The organism is Sphingobacterium sp. PCS056 (assembly GCF_023273895.1).
GTDB lineage: Bacteria > Bacteroidota > Bacteroidia > Sphingobacteriales > Sphingobacteriaceae > Sphingobacterium.
Genome location: NZ_CP096883.1, coordinates 291,925 through 312,308 on the forward strand (window position 1 = coordinate 291,925; position 20,384 = coordinate 312,308).

Annotated in this window: 11 protein-coding genes; 9 read left to right on the forward strand and 2 right to left on the reverse strand. The window is 36.1% G+C overall.

Translation table 11 applies throughout. The annotated features are described in order from the left end of the window. Positions 1-1,362 (reverse strand): sigma-54-dependent transcriptional regulator, encoded by a 1,362-nt coding sequence (locus MUB18_RS01190; protein ID WP_248754748.1) that lies wholly within the window; start codon positions 1,360-1,362, stop codon positions 1-3. Between the two features lie 103 nt (positions 1,363-1,465). Beyond that, complete coding sequence (locus MUB18_RS01195; protein WP_248754749.1) at positions 1,466-2,773, reverse strand: TolC family protein; 1,308 nt, start codon at positions 2,771-2,773, stop codon at positions 1,466-1,468. Positions 2,774-3,095: 322 nt separating this feature from the next. On the opposite strand from MUB18_RS01195, the gene MUB18_RS01200 reads away from it, so the two are divergent. The 9 genes from MUB18_RS01200 (at position 3,096) to MUB18_RS01235 (ending at position 20,348) form a co-directional block, all read left to right on the forward strand. After that, positions 3,096-4,349, forward strand: coding sequence for an efflux RND transporter periplasmic adaptor subunit (locus MUB18_RS01200; protein WP_248754750.1), 1,254 nt, complete (start codon positions 3,096-3,098; stop codon positions 4,347-4,349). A 90-nt stretch (positions 4,350-4,439) separates the two neighbouring features. Then, positions 4,440-6,806 (forward strand): ABC transporter permease, encoded by a 2,367-nt coding sequence (locus MUB18_RS01205; RefSeq protein ID WP_248754751.1) that lies wholly within the window; start codon positions 4,440-4,442, stop codon positions 6,804-6,806. 49 nt (positions 6,807-6,855) lie between these two features. Further along, positions 6,856-7,545, forward strand: coding sequence for an ABC transporter ATP-binding protein (locus tag MUB18_RS01210; protein ID WP_045755530.1), 690 nt, complete (start codon positions 6,856-6,858; stop codon positions 7,543-7,545). A gap of 194 nt (positions 7,546-7,739) precedes the next feature. Next, positions 7,740-10,145 carry an ABC transporter permease gene (locus tag MUB18_RS01215; RefSeq protein ID WP_248754752.1) on the forward strand — a complete coding sequence of 802 codons (2,406 nt, stop codon included), beginning with the start codon at positions 7,740-7,742 and terminating at the stop codon, positions 10,143-10,145. A 47-nt stretch (positions 10,146-10,192) separates the two neighbouring features. Further along, a complete protein-coding gene (locus MUB18_RS01220) occupies positions 10,193-12,601 on the forward strand; it encodes an ABC transporter permease (protein ID WP_248754753.1) in 2,409 nt (802 codons plus the stop codon). A 54-nt stretch (positions 12,602-12,655) separates the two neighbouring features. Next, entirely contained in the window at positions 12,656-15,061 is a 2,406-nt protein-coding gene (locus MUB18_RS01225; RefSeq protein WP_248754754.1) for an ABC transporter permease, read from the forward strand. A 223-nt stretch (positions 15,062-15,284) separates the two neighbouring features. Continuing rightward, on the forward strand, positions 15,285-15,407 hold the full coding sequence (locus MUB18_RS21835) for a hypothetical protein (protein WP_262917507.1): 123 nt from the start codon (positions 15,285-15,287) through the stop codon (positions 15,405-15,407). 122 nt (positions 15,408-15,529) lie between these two features. After that, entirely contained in the window at positions 15,530-17,932 is a 2,403-nt protein-coding gene (locus MUB18_RS01230; RefSeq protein ID WP_248754755.1) for an ABC transporter permease, read from the forward strand. 31 nt (positions 17,933-17,963) lie between these two features. Continuing rightward, positions 17,964-20,348 (forward strand): ABC transporter permease, encoded by a 2,385-nt coding sequence (locus MUB18_RS01235; RefSeq protein WP_248754756.1) that lies wholly within the window; start codon positions 17,964-17,966, stop codon positions 20,346-20,348. Positions 20,349-20,384: the final 36 nt, after the last annotated feature.

Below are 20,384 nucleotides of genomic sequence, written 5' to 3' on the forward strand. Positions count from 1 at the left end.
TTAGATATCATATTTCTCCAATCTTCTATAAAGAGCTGCGCGAGTCAGTCCCAGTTCTTTTGCTGCCTTACTTATATTTCCATTAAATCGTTCAATAGCTGATTTGATGGCTTTTCGTTCTAATTCTTCTAAATTTGTACCTGCAATATTTGTTTCAAAAGGACTTTCTTCGACTTGTTGCTCTATAGGAGAAAAAAAGATATCATTACCTCTGATGCTCGACTGATCAGCCATAATTACCGCTCGTTCGATACTATATTGCAATTCACGAACGTTACCAGGAAAATGATAAGAGAATAATTTTTTTAAGGCATCAGACTCAAATCCGTCGATACGTTTATTATATTTTTTAGCATAAACGGCTAAAAAATGCTCTGCCAAGAGTTGAATATCATCTCCCCTTTGTCTTAAAGGAGGAACCTGAATTTCCACCGTATTGATACGGTAAATCAAATCTTTTCTAAATCTATTTTCATCGGCAAGCACTTTCAAGGCTACATTTGTAGCTGTGATCAGACGGATATCAACAGGTATCATCTGATGTGATCCTAGCGGTGTCACATAACGATTCTGGAGTACAGTCAATAACTTGGACTGTTGATGCAAAGAAATATTACCGATTTCGTCCAAAAATAAGGTTCCGCCATTAGCTGTTTCAAACCTGCCCTGACGATCTTCTCGTGCATCAGTAAAAGCTCCTTTTTTATATCCGAACAATTCACTTTCAAATAGGCTTTCTGTCAATGAGCCTACATCAACCTTTACATACACATCATTGCAACGGAGGGAACGCTTTTGGATGGCTTGCGCTATCAGATCCTTTCCAGTACCATTTTCTCCTAAAATAAGAATATTAGCGTCAGTTGGTGCAATTTTCTCTAGCTTATATTGCAACTCGTCCATGACGACCGACCTTCCGATCAAGTCTGGAGTACCATCGTTGGTGAGTAGGGAATTTTTAACCTTTTTATCTCGATTTTTATTTTCTGTCAGTGTATTTTCTATGGTTGCCAATAATTGTTCATTGATCCAGGGCTTTACGACAAAATCTGAGGCGCCCTGCTTAAGTGATTTGACTGCTAAATCAACGGCTCCGTAAGCGGTGATCATGATGACTCGAATTGCTGGATATTTTTCCTTGATCTTGGACAACCAAAATAAACCCTCATTACCAGTATTAATGGTACTCTTAAAATTCATGTCCAACAAAACCACATCATAAGACATTTTATCTAAATGACTCATCAGATTTTCTGGATTGGATTCTACCTGCACATGGCTCACCTTAGGTTTGAGTAAAATCCGTGCGGCTGTTAATAAATCATGGTCATCATCGACGACTAAAACTGCTGCTTTTTTCATTAAAATAATTTGTTCTTTATGGGCAATGAGACTATCATGAGCAAATTATGATCATACTTTTATGAGGAATGCCCATACAGGTTTCATTTAGACACTAAGGTAACTATAAATTTAACGCACCTGCATAATAATCATTGATATATTTTTGCAACAGCCATTCATACTGTTTGACAAGGAGTTGGATCTGACTGCTATCCAGTTTGTTTTTTGCGGTTAAAAATAATACCGAATTACTATTCCCTGCTTCAAAGTGTACTTGTGCGATACGAAATGATTCGGAATAACTCTGCTGTTGTTCTTGCAGCTGCACAATATTATTGCTGACGTTTTTTAAATTAAAAACTGCTTTAGCTGTTTCCTGACGCAAGTCATTTAAAGCTATATCTTTTTGAAATTTGGCCGTTTCCAAATCAAGCCTAGCCAATTTAACCTGATTATAAACTGCCAAATGATTAAAAATTGGGATGTTTAGATTTAAAGAAATTGATTTTCCAAGGTTATTATTAAATTGTTTCAAATATCCAAAATCGGCTGAATTCGAATAATTCGTTGATAAACCTGCATTTAATGACAGTGAAGGCCAATAACTTGCTTTCACTACTTTGATATTACGCTCAGCAGCTTTGATACGCCAATCCAATGCTGGAATGTTAGGCAAATTTTCACTTGCAGTATTAAATAATTGAGCAGCTGTTCGTAGTTCGGCATCCTGTTTAAATTCTAATGGCCTCAACTCACCCAAACTTGTTTCATCCAAATTTAGCAGATTTGCCAACTTTAGCCTGTTGAGATATAAGACTTGTTTATTATTGTCAATGGCGTTAATATCGTTTGCCAATTGACCCTTCAAATCAAAATAGTCTCCAGGATTAATTGCTCCTTCTTTATGTAAAACCTCTGCTCTCCGCACTTGCTCCCTCGTTACATCAGTTTGCAGTTCTGATTGTTTCAGCACATCTTGTGCGGTTAATATTTGGATAAATGATTCGATTACGTCCAATTTAAGAGTATTGATCTGCGAATCGAATTCCAATTTACTCGCTACTTTGGCGTCGGCTTTCATCCGAACATCATGCAAAATTCGAAATCCATTAAATACGGGAATACTAACTCCAAGAGATGAACCTCCGGATGAATTATTTGTTGTTGTATATTGATTAACAGCCTTATCCAGAATACGTCCAGTACTAAAGGCATGATTTAAATTTGCGTTTACATCTGGCAATCGATTAGCTTTTGCCTGCTTTAAATTAATATCCGCCCGTTTTACATCTAATTCATTTTGCATTAAAGCAGGATTTGCTTTTACAGCTAATTGTATGCACTCGTTCAACGACCGTTGTTGAACTTGTGCATGCACAAAAGTCAAGCTACAAAGAAAACACAAACTGTATATCAAGATTTGTTTCATATATCATATTTTCCAAATCTTTACCCACAGCCCATGCCAAACCAATAACACATTAATTATCAATCAAATAACAATAAACATGAAGTATATATGTTCATCTTCGTACATTCAGGTGTTCGCTTTCGAACACCTGAATACGGATGTCAATCTCTTTATTAAAAAATTATTTTCAACAGCATAATTTACAAGTTGTACGTTGACGAACAATTAGTGTTCGATTACGAACACTAGACAAACCGATAAAACCAAATAACAAAATGAATATCAACACATTACATTTATGGCACATCTTTCATAGATAATAAGAAAATTGAAAAGCATTATGGATAGAGCTTTAGAAAAGAAGAAATGGAATAACAAACGTATATTAACCTTAGTTGGAATTACAGGTTTGGTCGGCCTTATCGCTGCAAGCTTTTATTTTACAAGTGGCAAAAGTAAGCTTAATGTAGAAGCAGACCGTATATCCATCGTTGAGATTAAAAAAGACAACTTTCAGGAATTCATTCCAATTAATGGAACTGTTCTGCCCATCAGCAGTATTTATTTAGATGCATCTGTAGGGGGACGTATGGAAGAAAAATATGTAGAAGATGGTGCAATTTTAAAAAAGGGCGATCCCATTATGCGTCTATCCAATACCGATCAGGAACTTAATCTGATTCAACAAGAAACTCAGGTTTTAAATTTATTAACACAATCACAAATCGCTCAAACCAATGCACAACAGGTTTCGATCAATAACCGCAATCAAATGGCTGATGTGGAACAAGCTTATAAAGAAGCTGAGCGTGTATATCAATTAAATCAAAAGCTATTAAATGAAAAAGCAATTGGTTCACAAGAATTTGAAAAATCCAAAAATGAATATAACTACCAAAAAGAACGTGTTAATTTAACGAAACAAATCCTTAGACAGGATGAGGTATCGACCAATCAAAAGGCACATCAAGATAAAGAGACTTATCAACGTACACAAAGTGCTTTGGAATTAATGAAGCGAAAAATTGGGGATTTGATTGTACGTTCCCCAGTAGATGGTCAATTAACATCATTTGATGCAGAAATTGGACAGAATAAAAATGCAGGTGAACGTCTGGGACAGATTGACGTACTGACAGGATTTAAAGTTCGTGCTGATATTGACGAACATTACATCAATCGCATATTTCCGGATCTGCAAGGCGAGTTCACCATTGGTGATAAAGCATATAAATTAAAAATCAAAAAAGTATATACGCAAGTAACTAATGGTCGTTTTCAAGTCGATATGGAATTTGTCAATGAAGTACCTAAAGGTATTCGTAGAGGGCAGACTTTACAGATCAGATTAGCTTTGAGCGACGAAACGAAAGCGGTATTGCTTGCAAAAGGAGGTTTTTATCAGCAGACTGGTGGTAACTGGATCTTCAAATTGGATAAAAATGGAACTACCGCTTACCGTGTTGACATTCAATTGGGAAGGCAAAATCCGGAATACTATGAAGTCATCAAAGGTTTACAACCTGGAGATAAAGTAATCGTTTCCAGCTATGAGACTTATGATAAAGTACAAGAATTGAATATTAAACGCTAGTATAAGATGCTGATAGCAGGTAAATAATCAAAATATTTTAACAATGAGGTGTATGTCATCCATTACACCTCATACCAAAACATAATTAAAATGATTAAAAATTTTATAAAAGCAACTTTTCGCAATCTTTGGAAAACCAAAAGCTACAGCTTTCTTAATATTTTTGGGCTCGCTATTGGCATTGCCGCAGCAGCCTTAATTTTTCTATGGGTAGAAAATGAAGTCAACTATAATAAGCACTTTGCTCATGTAGATGACATCTATGTTGTTAAATCTAAGCAAACTTATGATGGCTCAACCTTTGTATTTGAGTCTATCCCTGGCCCCTTAAGCCAAGCCATTGAAAAGGAAATTCCAGGTATAAAATATGCAGTAAGAATGGCATCAAATAATTCCTTGTTATTTTCGAATGGAGAGAACAACCTATACCTCAATGGCTATCATGCTGATCCAGAAATCATCGATTTATTATCAGTCGATTTTCTACAGGGGAATCGCTCTGAAGCACTAAAAGATCCAAATAATATTATCCTCAGTTCGGATGGGGCAAAACTGCTATTTGGTGATGAACCTGCACTTGGAAAGTCAGTTCGTATAGGTAACAATGAATCGTACATTGTTTCTGGAATCGTACAAGATTTTCCAAATAATAGCAATTTAAAATTCAATTGGATTATTCCATTCAAAAAATTTGAGACAGGACAGGAATGGTTAAAAGAATGGGGAAATAATGGTTTAATGACTTTAGTTCAAGTCGAAAAAAATGCCAACATTAATCAAATCAATGCTAAACTATTAGATTTTGTTAAAAATAAAACAAATGGTCAAGTGACATTTTCCAAGAACTACCTTTACCCAATGAATCGCTGGCGTCTTTACAATACTTTCGACAAAAATGGAAACGAAAAAGAGGGAAGAATTAAAAATGTTAAACTATTTAGTTTTGTCGCTGGCATCGTGTTACTAATCGCCTGTATCAATTTCATGAATCTGGCTACAGCCAGATCTGAGAAAAGAGCCAAAGAAGTTGGTATGCGCAAAGTGGTTGGAGCTACTAAAAATTCTCTAATTACACAATTTTTAGGAGAATCGTTGATTTTCGCCTTTCTTTCTGCACTATTAGCGATTGTGTTTGTTTACATCTCGATTGGACCATTTAACAGTATTATCAATCAAAAACTCGAAGTAGATTTATTGAGTACAAACCATTTATTATTCCTACTCATTATCGTATTGTCTTGTGGCATCTTTGCTGGAAGTTATCCCGCATTTTATCTTTCGTCATTCAATCCAATTTCAACATTAAAAGGACATAAACAAAAAACAGGGGCATCTATTTTCATTCGAAAAGGATTGGTGGTATTACAATATACAGCGTCTATCGTACTTATAATTAGCACCATTATTATCTATCAACAGATAAACCACGCTAAAGGTCGAGATTTAGGTTACAACCGTAGTCAAGTTATTACTACAAATCTACAGGGAGATTTAGCGCAACATATTGATTTAATTAAAGATCAGTTAAAGGCTACAGGCAGTATTGAACATATAGGCATTAGCGATATGAGTATTTTAAATATCGGTAGCAATTCAAGTGGCTTTGAATGGGAAGGAAAAGATCCTAAATCCAGTATACTGATCAGTATGTTACGAACTGATGATGAATTTATCCCAAGTATGGACATGAAGATGATCGATGGACGTAATTTTAATCCGCATTTTTTAGGAGATAGTACATCTATTATCGTAAATGAGACTCTCGCAAAAATGATCAAAAAAGATGGAATGGTTGCTGGAAGTACAATTACCTATGGAACAGAATCCTTTCGAATAGCAGGTGTTGTTAAAAATTTTCTATATAACAGTGTCTATGAAGCACCTAGCCCACTTATCTTTATTCCTTTTAAGGCCCCTACTGGTATTTTAAATATCAAAACCAAAGCTGGAGTTGACATTCCATCTACTGTACAACAAATTGAAAAAATTCTAAAACAACATAATCCCTCTTATCCTTTTGAATATCGGTTTTTAGATGATTCTTTTAATAATACATTTCAATCTGAACTATTTATTCAAAAACTAGCTTCAGTGTTTTCGATACTTTCTATTATTATCTCTTGCCTAGGTCTATTTGGACTATCAGCTTTTGCAACTGCACAGCGATCAAAAGAAATTGGTATTCGAAAAGTATTGGGTGCATCTGTTACACGGCTGATAAATATGCTAAACCGGGAATTCATTATACTCATTATGTTATCTTGCCTGATCGCATTTCCGATCGCGTGGTATATGATGAATCAGTGGTTAGGTAATTATGGTTATCGCATTGATATCTCCTGGACAGTGTTTTTAATCAGTGGAGCACTTGCACTTTTTATCGCCATCATAACGATTTCAGGTCAGGCTTTAAAAGCGGCATTATCTAACCCTACAAACTCATTAAGAGATCAATAATTCAACAGAACAATTACAAACAATACATAAAGATATGAGCACAAAAAATATGATCAAAATCAGTAACCTTCAAAAGTACTATCGTACAGAAGAAGTAGAAACCGTGGCACTCAACAATTTGAATATCCATGTTAAGGAGGGTGAATTTGTTGCTGTCATGGGACCTTCTGGATGTGGCAAATCTACGCTGCTCAATATTATCGGGCTTCTAGATGATTTGGATGAAGGAAGCTACCTGTTTAATGACATCGAAGTGGCTAAGTTCAAAGAACGTGGCCGTTCAGATTTACGCAAGCATAATATTGGTTTTGTATTCCAAAGTTTTAACCTTATTGATGAATTGACCGTATTTGAAAACGTAGAACTGCCTTTAGTATATACCAATGTTCCTGCAGCAGAGCGTAAACGCCGTGTTGAAGAGGTACTGGAGAAAGTACAGATCATGCACCGACGCAACCACTTTCCGCAACAACTCTCTGGAGGTCAGCAGCAACGTGTAGCCGTAGCCCGAGCTGTAGTTAATAACCCAAAACTGATACTTGCCGATGAGCCTACAGGTAACTTAGATTCCAACAATGGTAACGAGGTCATGCAGTTATTAACAGAACTAAATGAAGCAGGAACAACCATCGTTATGGTAACCCATAGTGAGCATGATGCCAAATTTTCTGACCGCGTAATCCGTATGCTCGATGGTCAGGTGATCATGGAGACATCTGCACTAAAACAAAATGGATAAAGTTGAAATCGGTTAATCAAAAGGGGGAAATATGTATTACGGATCTATAGATAAAGCCGTTGCTACTGTGTAATCTGCATTAACTGATGGCAGGATAAATTACAATCACTAACCGTATAGGATAATTTGATTTAAAAACCAACAAATAAAACTGCCTAGAGTGCTATGCTCTGGACAAAGTAAACCTAAATGTAATGAACAATTTTAAATTAATTTTCAGACAATTATGGCGTAACCGCCTCTTTACCTTACTTAATATCGTCGAATTATCTATCGGTATCAGTGCATGCTGGGTGATATTCCGTATTGTCAATTATGAATTTAGTTTTGATCAAAAACAACCTGATAAAGAATTAATTTACAAAGTCCATACGAGCTATCTTGAAAATAACAAAACGGATAATTTTGATGGAATTCCAGCTCCATTACCCGCATTTGTAAAGGATAATTTATCTGATATGGCCCTATCTGTTCCTATTTTCAACCAATATTTTGAACGAGTTAGCCGACCAAATCAAGCTAATAATCCATTAATATTTGAAGATCAAAAAAATATTTTTGGTACTACTTCAGATTATTTCAAGTTAACTGATTACAGGTGGCTACAGGGAAATAAAGACCATGTGTTTAAGCAACCTAATGAGGTGGTGTTGACTGAATCAAGAGCAAAATTATACTTTCCTAAGCAGGAATTAGCAAATATTATGGGTAAAACCTTATCCTACGATAGTACCTTATTTACTGTTACTGGAATCGTGGAAGACTTAACTTACCCAAGTAGTTTTATTGGAAAAGAATTTATTCAAATTCCATCGAAAGATTGGAACAGTACCACTTGGACAAATTCAAATTCGGATTGGCAATTGTTTATTAAAATCAAATCGAACCAGGTGATCACACCGCTATTAAAGTCGATTAATGCTAAAGCTCATGAAATGACCCATGAGGAATTTAAAAAGTATGGTTTCAGCATGTCTGCAAATGTAATTCCGTTATCCGAATTACATTTTACATCATTCGCACAAGAAAGTACTGACAAAAAAACAATGTATGGTATTATTGGTATCGGAATCTTTTTATTGGTCCTTGCCTGTATCAACTATATCAATCTAACAACAGCACAAGTCCCTCATAGAGCAAAAGAAATAGGTATCAGAAAAACGTTGGGTGAAAGTCAAAAAAGAATAACCTTCATTTTTTTTCTGGAGACATTTATCATCGCTATCTTGGCTCTCTTATTATCGTGGCCATTAGTCCAATTTATCCAAACCATTTTAAGTTCTTACATTCCTAAAGAAATGTACAATTTTGCTGACAACTTAACGGTACTCTTATTTATAGCTGGAACAACAATTTTGATCACTCTCCTATCAAGTTGGTATCCTGCCCTCCTCATAAATAAAGTTAGAATCTCAGAAGTTATTAAAATTACGGGGGGTAGTAAAGTAAATATGGGTGGCTTGTCCTTAAGAAAAGCGCTGATCGTATTTCAATTTGTGATTGCTCAGGTATTTGTTGTCTCCACATTTATTATCGGAATGCAACTTAAACATTCGTTAAATAGTAAACTTGGGTTTAATAAGGACGCAATTATTACCATGCAGCTGCCCTACAAAAGTTATCAAAGTGCTGACACGGATCCTTTTACTTATAAACATGCATTGACTGGGCTTTCGGCTATCAAACGTGTTTCATTAGGTCACCTTCCGATGAGTTCTGATCATTGGGGCAATTCAATCGTTGCAAAAAGTGATACCGGAGAAATACGGATTAACCATCAGTTTAAGTTTATCGATGAAGATTATTTTAAATTATATGATATACGGATTCTAGCTGGTCGAGAGATCAAACTAGCGGATAGTACTTCAGGTATAGCTCTAAATCTAGTTGCTGTTGAAAAACTAGGATTCAAGTCTGCCTCGGAGGCTATTGGTTCTTTCGTTAAGCTCGATGACAAGGATAGGCAAATCGTTACGGTGATCGATAATTTTCATAGCAAGAATATGCACAGTAAAATTGGTCCTTTAGAACTGAGACCTTCAAACAAAAAAGGCCAATTAAAAACGATTAGTGTCCAATTGCCAGACCATCAAGAAAAATGGTCATCTGCTTTGCAACAGATTGAAAAGGAATGGAAAAAATACTATCCGAATGCTCCTTTTAAATATGAATTTTATGACCAGCAGATCAAAAATCAATACGAAAATGACACAAAGTTTTCAAAAATAATCAATCTTTCTACTTCGATCACCATCCTATTAAGTTGCTTAGGCCTTATTGGGCTAGTGACGATAACGACAGCCCAGCGCACAAAGGAAATCGGAATCCGTAAAGTATTGGGTAGCAAAATTTCGGGAATTGTCCAATTACTATCTAAGGAATATCTCAAATTAATTTTCCTCTCTATTCTGATAGCTTCACCGATTGCGTGGTGGGCGATGCACCATTGGTTGAATGATTTTGCCTACAAAATTAATCTGAGCTGGTGGATGTTTGCCATCCCAGCGGTCATTACGTTGATTATTGCATTTATCACCATGAGTTACCATTCCATCAAAGCAGCAAGAGCTAATCCTGTAGAAAGCTTAAGAGATGAATAAAGGCAAAAGTAAGCGATTAAAATTAACATTTTAACTATATAGCAGCCATGATCAAGAGCTACATTAAAATAGCAGTGCGAAACCTAAAGCGGAATATTACTATTTCCTTAATTAATATCTGTGGATTGGCTCTAGGTATCGCCACCTGCTTGCTGATCAGTCTGTATATTACCGATGAGCTCAGTTATGACCGTTTTAATAACCATGCCGACCGTATCGTGCGTGTGGTATTTAAGGGTAAAGTAAAGGGCGGTGATCTCAAAGAAGCACATGTTATGCCTCCTGTAGCATCTACGATGAAGGCTGAATTATCATCAGATATAGAAGAAACTGCTCGTCTGCGAATCGGAGGCGCTCCACTCTTTATGGTGGGAGATAAAGTGTTCCACGACGAACATTTGGCCTATGTCGATGCTGCTTTCTTTCGCATATTTACATTACCGCTTTTAAAGGGCGATCATTTAACGGCTCTAACACAACCAAATACCGCCATCATAAGTGAAACGATGGCTAGAAAATATTTCAATACCATTGATGTGATCGGCAAAGAACTGCCGATCAAAGAAAATGAATCTATTCTAAAAATAACGGGTGTCATGCAAGATATACCCAAAAATTCTCATTTCAATTTTGATATTTTCACTTCTATCGAAGCGCTCGAAGATGCAAAATCCACCTCGTGGATGACTTCTGAATATTATACATATGCCTTATTGAAAAAAGATGCTGCGATCAGACAGGTAGAAACCAAACTTGCTACTCTATTTGATAAGCATGTCGGGCCACAGTTTATGGCGGGTTTCGGAATGAGTTACGAAGAGTATAAAAAGACTGGAAATAAAATCGGACTTTACTTACAACCTTTAACTGACATTCATTTACATTCAGATTTCGTCTATGATTTAAGTCCCTCCGGAAATATCAAATATCTTTATATTTTTGGTGTTATTGGACTCTTTATGTTATTGATCGCTACGATCAATTTTATGAATCTATCTACTGCTAACGGATCCAGAAGATTTAAGGAGGTTGGGGTAAGAAAAGTATTGGGAGCTGGAAAACAAAAACTGTTAATCCAGTTCTTCACGGAAGGTATTTTAATCACGTATATTGCTTTACTTTTAGCTGTTTGTATTGTTGTTGTTGCCCTTCCTTTATTCAATCACTTTTCGGGTAAATCTTTAGGAATAACACAGCTTTCCCCTTTCACCACCATTCCGTTTTTAATTGGTTTTGGCCTACTGATCGGATTATTTTCCAGCAGTTACCCTGCATTATACTTATCATCTTACAACCCCTTATCGATATTAAGGAACAGGCTGAACCTTTCTGAAAAAGGATTGAGCTTAAGAAGTGGCTTGGTTGTCTTTCAATTTATGATTTCTGTTGGATTGATTTTCTGTACAGTGGTCGTGAGCCGTCAGTTGGATTATATGCGCCATATCAAATTGGGATATGATAAAGAAAATGTAATTATCATACAAAGCTGGCCTTTGGGGGCAAATGAAAAAGCATTTGCTGAGCGGCTCGCTCAAGATAGTCGCATCATGCACATCTCTCATTCCTCCTACTTACCGGCTGGTGATAGCTACAATAACAATTTCTTTATCTATCCGAAAGAAAATCCAAATCAGTGGGTGAAAACACTTCGCTATGACGTCGATGAACAATACATTCCTGCAATGGGCATGAAGATCAAAGAGGGACGTAATTTTTCAAAGGCATATGGCAACGACAGTCTTTCGGTAGTGATTAATGAGACAGCAGCTAAAAATCTGGGTTGGAAAGACAACATTATAGGACGGACACTGACCAATAAAGATAATAAGGTGCTGCAGGTTATTGGTGTGGTTGAGGATTTTCATTTCAAACCGTTACATGAGACTATAGCGCCTCTGGTGATGGTATTGAGTGATCAAGCGGGAAATTTGATTATCAAAACAAAAGCGACAAACATGGAAAAATTATTGGCAACAGTAAAAAAACATTACCAAGCATTTCCTTCAGATCTTCCTTTCGATTATTCTTTTCTTGATGAGCGATATAATCAGACGTATCAATCGGAACTTAAAACGGGTCAGCTCTTAACCATTTTTGCAGCCCTGACCATTTTTGTGGCTTGTCTTGGATTATTGGGTTTAGCTATATTCACGACAAACCAACGTAAAAAGGAAATTGGTATTAGAAAAGTAATTGGTGCCAGTGTTCCTGACATTGCACGCATGCTATCTTTTGAATTTATCCGACTGGTAGTCATCTCGATCATCATTGCCTCTCCTATTGCCTGGTGGATGATGAATTTGTGGTTACAGGATTTTGCCTATCGCATTGATATCAAATGGTGGATGTTTGCGATTGCCGGAATTCTGGCTATTGTGATTGCGCTATTGACAGTCAGTTCACAGGCTATACGTGCGGCATTAGTCAACCCTGTCCATAGTTTAAAAGATGAGTAAAACCATTCAAAGTATATGTAGTCTGAAATAAACCACGACTCTAAATTATTAAAAATGATCAAGAACTATATAAAAATCGCTTGGAGAAATCTTTGGAAAAACAAAGGTTATTCTTCCATCAACATCATTGGCCTAGCCATAGGGTTAGCATGCTGCTTATTAATTGTATTATATATTCATGATGAGTTATCTTATGATAAATACCATGTAAACAAAGACCGGATTTACCGTGTGATCAATTCCTGGGAGGAAAAAGAGCAAACCACACGCAATGATGTCTGGGGAGTTGCGCCAATAGGACCTGCTTTAAAAGCAGATTTCCCTGAAGTGAAAAATGTGGTTCAATTTTCTGGAGTGACATCCATTTCTTTAAAGAATAAAGAGAAGGTGTTTCAGGAAGAGCGTGTTTTTTTTATGGACTCAACGGCATTTGACGTTTTTAGCTGGAAAGTATTGGCTGGTAATCCAAAAACAGCCTTGACCGCTCCTTATACTGCTGTTCTAACAGCAAGTATGGCTAAAAAATACTTTGGCAATGAAAACCCGATTGGCAAAACATTGGAAGGGGGACTTGCAGCAGGTCGTGCTAACCCAGGTCTATATAAGGTCACTGCGGTTATTGAAGATGTACCTTCCAATTCTCATTTTACTTTTGATGCTTTATTATCCATGAGTACCTTTAAACAAGCACGTTCAGATATTTTTGACTCTTGGGGGTATGTAGATTTTTATACGTATGTGCTGGTCTCTGATCAATTTAATCTGCCCAATTTCAATAAAAAAATTCCTCAATTTCTTAAAAAGCATGGTGCCTCTAAGGAGGATAAGTTTAACTTCTATCTCGAACCCATGCTAGATGCCTATATGCATTCGGCAGCAGGCAGACAGCCAGGTGTAACGGGCAGTGTACAGAATCTGTATATATTTGCTATCATAGGTCTATTTATACTTTTCATCGCATGTGTCAATTTCATGAATTTGGCTACGTCCCGATCCATGGAAAGAGCAAAAGAGGTTGGTGTCCGCAAAGCAATTGGTGCTAACCATCGCAATTTGATCCTACAATTTATGTGTGAATCTTTAGCTTTAGTTTTTATCGCTGCACTGCTAGCACTGCTATTGGTTATTATACTTCTTCCGTCCATGGAAGCCTTTGCAGGTAAAAATTTTGCATGGAGCAGTCTATTCAATATGACTACACTTAGTATTTTCCTTGCCATTGTAACGATTACTGGTATTATTGCAGCAAGTTATCCTGCATTTATTTTAGCACGTTTTAAACCTGTTGAAGTATTAAAGGGTACATTTAAAACTGCTGCTGGAGGACAATTTTTAAGAAAAGGATTAGTGGTTTTCCAATTCGGCTTGTCCATTGTGCTTATTGCCGGAACCTGTATTGTCTTTTCGCAATTGCATCATCTACAGCATACCAATCTGGGGTTTCAACAAGATCAGATGCTTGTCATTGATTACAATTTTGACAATGATGTCAACAAAAATTTAGAAGCGATTAAAAATAAGTTTAAAAGAGATAAGGACGTCATTGCGGTATCATCATCACGTAGTGTTCCAGGTGCATTTTTTCCTAATGCAGGTACAGAAATAGAATCTACTGAAGGAAAAATGACGATATTGAGTCCAGCTCTCTTTGAAGTAGATATCGATTTTATCCCAAATATGGGTATTGAAATGGTTGCAGGAAGAGCATATTCCCGAGATTTTCCTGCTGACAGTGCACACTCCTTAATTATTAATGAGGCTGCTGCTAAGTTATGGGGTTATAGCAATCCACAAGAGATCATCGGAAAACATTTTGCGCAATGGGGCAAAGAGGGACAAGTGATTGGAGTTGTAAAAGACTTTAACTACCTCTCGCTACACAACAAAGTTGAAGCTCTTGCTTTACGCTTAGAACCTTGGAGCAGCAAATTTATAACGATCAAATTGCAACAAGGAAATCTTCCGGAAACTATTGCCCGTATCAAGAAAATCTGGACTGGTGTCGCTCCTCAAATTCCATTCAATTATACATTTTTGGATCAGAGTTTTAGACGTCAATATGAAGCGGATTATCGATTCCAAAGAATTTTCACCACCTTTTCAGGATTTGCTCTTTTTATAGCATGTTTGGGCCTATTGGGATTGGTAACGTATACCGCACAACAACGAACTAAAGAAATTGGCATCCGTAAAGTTTTAGGATCTAGTGTTTTTGGCATTATACAATTATTATCCATCGATTTTATTAAACTGGTTATTATAGCCATATGTATTGCGATACCTGTCGCCTATTGGGCGATGAACAAGTGGTTGAACAATTTTGCATACCATATTGATATGCAATGGTGGATGTTTGCCATAGCGGGTGTGAGTGCCTTGGTCATTGCTTTTGTGACCGTCAGTTACCAAGCTTTAAAAGCGGCAAGAGCTAATCCTGTAAAAAGTTTGAGGGATCAGTAGTATACAGCTTAATATGTACGCATGTGAACGCTAAGTGTTCGGATGCGTACACTTACATAGATGCTAGCAATAACATAAAAACCTATAAATAAGTTTATTAAAATTATGGCTTAAGGATTGGCATTATAAATTTCGAAAACAAAAAACCTAAAATGCAAACTGTCGAAAACTATTATTATGATTTTTAAATATATCAAAGCTGGATGGCAGTTTCAAAACAGAATTGAGTCTCTGGATCTTTTTAGTTGGAGCAAGTATCGCTTTATTAATCGCAGGAATGACAATTGGCTATCAGGCTATCCGTGCTGCGAAAGTAAATGTGATCGATAGTTTACGTGATGAGTGATCATCGTTTAATTAGTGGTGTTTAAGTGTTAAGTAAAGATCAAAGTCGTCGATTTCAGAAGTCGACGGCTTTGTCTGTTAAGTAAAAAGAATATTGTACAACGATTGACAATCGAAAAAATTATGATAAAGAATTATATCAAAACAGCTTGGCGAAGTATTAAGAATCATCAATTTTTCAGCATTCTCAATATCATTGGATTAGCAATTGGTATCTGCACTGCCGTTTTATTATTTGCTTATGTTCAACAAGAATTGAGCTATGATTCTATGTTCAAGAAGGGCAAAAACATTTACCGTGTCTATATGCAAACTTCTCCAGAATATAATCAGGAAAAATGGATTGCTTTACCAAATGCCGTAGGTCCTGCTGTAAAAGAGGATTTATCGGGCGTACAACAAATGACACGTTTGGTGAAAAATGATTTTGGCGCCCCTGCTTCTATCCGCGCAGGAGATCATAATTTTATTGAGAAAAATTTGTACCTAGCAGATTCTTCTCTTTTCTCCATGTTTGATTTTCAGTTTATTGAGGGAAATCAAGAGACGGTATTTCATCAACCTAAAAGTATTGCGATATCTCAATCTACCAAGGAAAAAATGTTTGGAAGCCAATCTGCTTTAAATCAAATGATTTGTGTAAATCAAAGAGATACATTTCAAGTGAGTGCTGTATATCTAGACTTGCCAAAAAATAGCACAATTGATTGTGAGATGATTTCTAATATCATGGACTCTTGGATGGGTAAAAATGTATATTGGAGTAACGCGAGTTATGAAACCTATATCCACTTGAAAGATGGTACAGATCCTCGTGATATTGCCCAACAGGCTACGAAGTTGATCGATAAGTATGTTGAAAAAGATAACCGTTTTTTTACAGCATTTTTTTTACAGCCCTTACCAAAAGTGCATCTATATTCATCAGATCTAAAAACTGGACCAACTACGCGTACTGGAGATATTCAAACGATCAGAACCCTCTCTGTCCTCGCTTTCTTGATTATTATAATTGCCTGTGTGAATTATATGAATTTAGCAACTGCTAAATCTCAAAAAAACAGTAAGGAAGTGGGCATCAATAAGGTTTTAGGGGCTAGTCGAAAACAAATCATCATTCGATTTTATATTGAAACCGCAACCATCAGCCTAATTGCAATGGCGATCGGAATATTTTTAGCCATTTTATTATTACCACTATTCAATGCCATCAGTCAAAACGATATTGCTATTTCTCAAATACTCAATTGGCAAAATGTAAGCCCTGTGTTTATAGCTTGGTTAAGTATTACCTTGATAGCTGGAAGTTATCCTGCTCTCTATCTGTCCCAAATTAAATCCATTACTTTAATGAAAAAAGGTGATAATAATGGAACAAAAAAAGTATTAACAAGACAGCTATTGGTTCTGTTTCAATTTGCGACATCTATTACCCTCATCATTGGCATCATCATTATGCTTTTACAAATGAACTTTGTCAAAAATAAAGATTTGGGTTATCAGCCTCAAAGTGTGTTATCGATCCCTATTCGATCCATAAAAGGTTTGGATAAAATCAATGCACTTAGCCATGCGATAGGAAATATTCCTGCTACTAAATCTTCCACTTACGCACAATCCATTCCAGGTTATAATGAAAGTGGTAAGACCGTATATAAATTTCTAACGGACAAACAGGGCTTACCTACACAAACAGCCGTTACATTCGGACCAATTATTGAAACACTAGGCTTGCAGTTATTAGCTGGTTCAGATTTACCGAGTATTATTGGTAAACCAGATTCGACTTGTTACGTGTTGATAAATGAAGTAATTCTTCATTTTTTAGGATATCGAACACCTGAAGAAGCTATTGGGAAACCCATCATCACAGAAATGAGTGCTACAAATTCCATTATCAGAGGAGTTGTAAGAGATTTCAATTATTCAAATTTAAAATCATCAATTGGTGGCTACACCTATTACACGATGAATAAATCACCTGAATCTCCGAGAAATTTACTCATTCGATATCAAGCAGGAGATCTGCAGGCGTATTTGTTGGAACTCAAAAAAGCGTATTCTTCTATTGCTCCAGAAGCTGCATTCGATTTCACTTTCTTAGATCAATATATCCAAAGTCAATATGAGCATGAAACACGTTCTTCTAAAGTTATGACCGTATTTTCCATGTTGACATTGTTTATTGCTTGTCTTGGTCTTTTAGGTTTAGCGGCATATACTGCAGAACTCCGGAGTAAGGAAATCGGAATACGGAAAGTACTAGGTGCAAGTACGATAGGAATTTTAAACTTGCTTTCATCAAGCTATCTAAAAATCATTTTATTGGCATTTTTAATTGCTAGTCCTATTGCTTATTATCTTTTTAATAATTGGCTTAATGATTTCATCTATCGTATTGAAATGCCCATATGGGCATTTGTAACCGCTTTATTTACGGTTATAATCATGGCACTGATGACTATTGGCTATCAAACATTAAAAGCTGCTTTTGGAAACCCCATTAAAAGTCTAAGAGATGAGTAATCATATTGACTAACCTGTTACAATCAAAAAAATGATGATAAAGAATTATATCAAAATCGCATGGCGGAGTATTTTCTCTAACAAATTTTATACGTGCATTAATATTTTAGGATTGTCTGCGGGATTAGTCGTAGGCATATTTCTGATCCTCTGGATACAAGATGAACTATCCTTTGACCGATTTCATAAAAATGAGCGCATGATTTATAAAATTGGTATTGAGGGTGGAACTGGAATAACAAAAAAAATATTTGAGAGTATCATTGCTCCTGTTGGTACTTTTGCGAAAAAAGAGATTCCAGAAGTAAAAGATGCTGTACGTATATTCAAAATCGGTGACGGCCCCATCAAGTATAAAGAAAAGACATTTATCGAAAAAAGCTTTGCTTTTGTAGACCCAAGTTATTTTTATGTGTTTAGCTTTCCTTTAATAAAAGGCAATCAAAAGTTGCCTTTTCCGGACAACAATTCAATTGTCATCACAGCAAGTACTGCCCGTCGTTATTTTGGTAATGAAAACCCCATAGGTAAAACTTTGACGATAGGTCTAGATGAACTTTGTATGGTATCTGGTGTTATCGCAGACTATCCTGAGAATTCAAGTTTACAAATACAGGTACTTCTTCCCCTTTCGAGGTTTAATGAGCAAGCCTATGTAAAAAACAAAACCACTTATGACAACAAAACATATTTGTCATCTATGGATATGGATTGGTCTAGTTTTTCCTTTGAAACTTATCTGCTGTTAAGTCCTCACGCGAACCTCACTGCTTTAACCAAAAAGTTGCAGCAGATACATGAACGCAATAAACCAGAAGATACTCCTGTACCTTATGTCGCACAACCATTGTCTAAAGTTCATTTGTACCGTATTGATGGTACTGATGGGGGTATCGGTGCTGTACATATTTTTATGGGTGTCGCGCTAATGATTATAACAATAGCGAGTATTAATTACATTAATCTTTCAACTGCACGTTCTTTAAATAGGGCCAAAGAGGTTGGGATTCGAAAAATTATTGGAGCTGGCAAAAAAGAACTTTTCTTTCAATTTATCATAGAAACTACGTTATTATTTCTTTTTGCAGTAACCATTGCAATAGCTGTTGTTTTCATGTTCTTGCCCATTTTTAATACCTTCTCTGGTAAACAAATATCTCTGGATCTATCTAATATTCATTTATGGATGTACATTTTTATCTTGCTTGTTGGAACATTAATCTTAGTTAGCATCTATCCAGCCATGCTACTATCAACTTTTGATCCGATCAAAGTCTTAAAAGGTAACCTGGGCATGAAAAAATCAAGTTCAAGAAAAGTATTGGTTGTATTACAGTTTACAGTTTCTATTGTTCTGATAACCATGACAATTGTGATTGGGCGTCAACTAGAGTTTATACGAAACAAAAATCTCGGTTACGAAAAAAAACATATCTTCACGGTTCCTATGGGATCAAAAATGGGCGAACATTTTGATGCTATCCGAAATGAATTGTTAAAAAATGGAGGCATAAATGATGTGATCCGACTTGGTCGTGATATGATCCACGGCGGTGATGCTACTGGAGATAACGATTGGGAAGGAAAACCTGCAAAGTCAAACTTATGGTTTAGTATCACCCATTCAGACCAACATACACTCGATTTCTTTAAGATAAAACTAGTAGAGGGACGAAATTTCACGGGTTCATTAGCAGACTCTACCCATTTTATCATCAATGAAACAGCTGTCAGAGAGATGGGTTTAAAAAATCCTATTGGCACTCGTTTGAGAATCAGAACTGTGCCTGGAACTATTATTGGTGTCGTGAATGATTTTAATTATGCTAGTGTACGTCAGAAGATTGAACCTATCGTCTTTAAGTTTAATCCCAAGAATTCTCGGCAGCTTTATATAAAAACGAAAGAGAATGAAACTGTTGCTGCTATAAATGCTATGGAAAAAATTTGGAAGCAATACTATAATGATATGCCTTTCACTTACAATTTTCTAGATGATAGTTATCAAAAACTATACACAAGTGAACAAAAGCAGGGTACCATATTTAATTTTTTTGCTGCCATAACCATATTAATCTCTTGCTTAGGTCTTTTAGGTTTATGTACGTACACGGCGCAGGTAAAAACAAAAGAAATTGGTATTAGAAAGGTGCTCGGCGCGACTGTTTTCCAGATTATACGGATGCTTAATAAGGAGTTTTTCATCTTAGTAATTATAGCGAATATTATTGCAGTTCCTCTTGCTTTATATTGTGCTACCGACTGGCTCCAAGGGTTTGCTTTTAGAACAACTCTACCAATATCGATATTTTTATTTTCAGGAATTCTGACATTGCTCATCACGGCACTTACTGTGAGCTTTCAATCTATTAAAGCTGCTATTATCAATCCTGCAAATAGTTTAAGAAACGAATAATTATCAAGTATCAAAAAGATTCCTACAATAAGACAA

What these genes read in the sequence shown, in the direction of transcription:
- MUB18_RS01190 (WP_248754748.1), bottom strand. Translation starts at nt 1,362, where the DNA reads ATGAAAAAAGCAGCAGTTTTAGTCGTCGATGATGACCATGATTTATTA.
- MUB18_RS01215 (WP_248754752.1), top strand. Translation starts at nt 7,740, where the DNA reads ATGAACAATTTTAAATTAATTTTCAGACAATTATGGCGTAACCGCCTC.
- MUB18_RS01225 (WP_248754754.1), top strand. Translation starts at nt 12,656, where the DNA reads ATGATCAAGAACTATATAAAAATCGCTTGGAGAAATCTTTGGAAAAAC.
- MUB18_RS01205 (WP_248754751.1), top strand. Translation starts at nt 4,440, where the DNA reads ATGATTAAAAATTTTATAAAAGCAACTTTTCGCAATCTTTGGAAAACC.
- MUB18_RS01235 (WP_248754756.1), top strand. Translation starts at nt 17,964, where the DNA reads ATGATGATAAAGAATTATATCAAAATCGCATGGCGGAGTATTTTCTCT.
- MUB18_RS01210 (WP_045755530.1), top strand. Translation starts at nt 6,856, where the DNA reads ATGATCAAAATCAGTAACCTTCAAAAGTACTATCGTACAGAAGAAGTA.
- MUB18_RS01200 (WP_248754750.1), top strand. Translation starts at nt 3,096, where the DNA reads ATGGATAGAGCTTTAGAAAAGAAGAAATGGAATAACAAACGTATATTA.
- MUB18_RS01230 (WP_248754755.1), top strand. Translation starts at nt 15,530, where the DNA reads ATGATAAAGAATTATATCAAAACAGCTTGGCGAAGTATTAAGAATCAT.
- MUB18_RS01195 (WP_248754749.1), bottom strand. Translation starts at nt 2,773, where the DNA reads ATGAAACAAATCTTGATATACAGTTTGTGTTTTCTTTGTAGCTTGACT.
- MUB18_RS01220 (WP_248754753.1), top strand. Translation starts at nt 10,193, where the DNA reads ATGATCAAGAGCTACATTAAAATAGCAGTGCGAAACCTAAAGCGGAAT.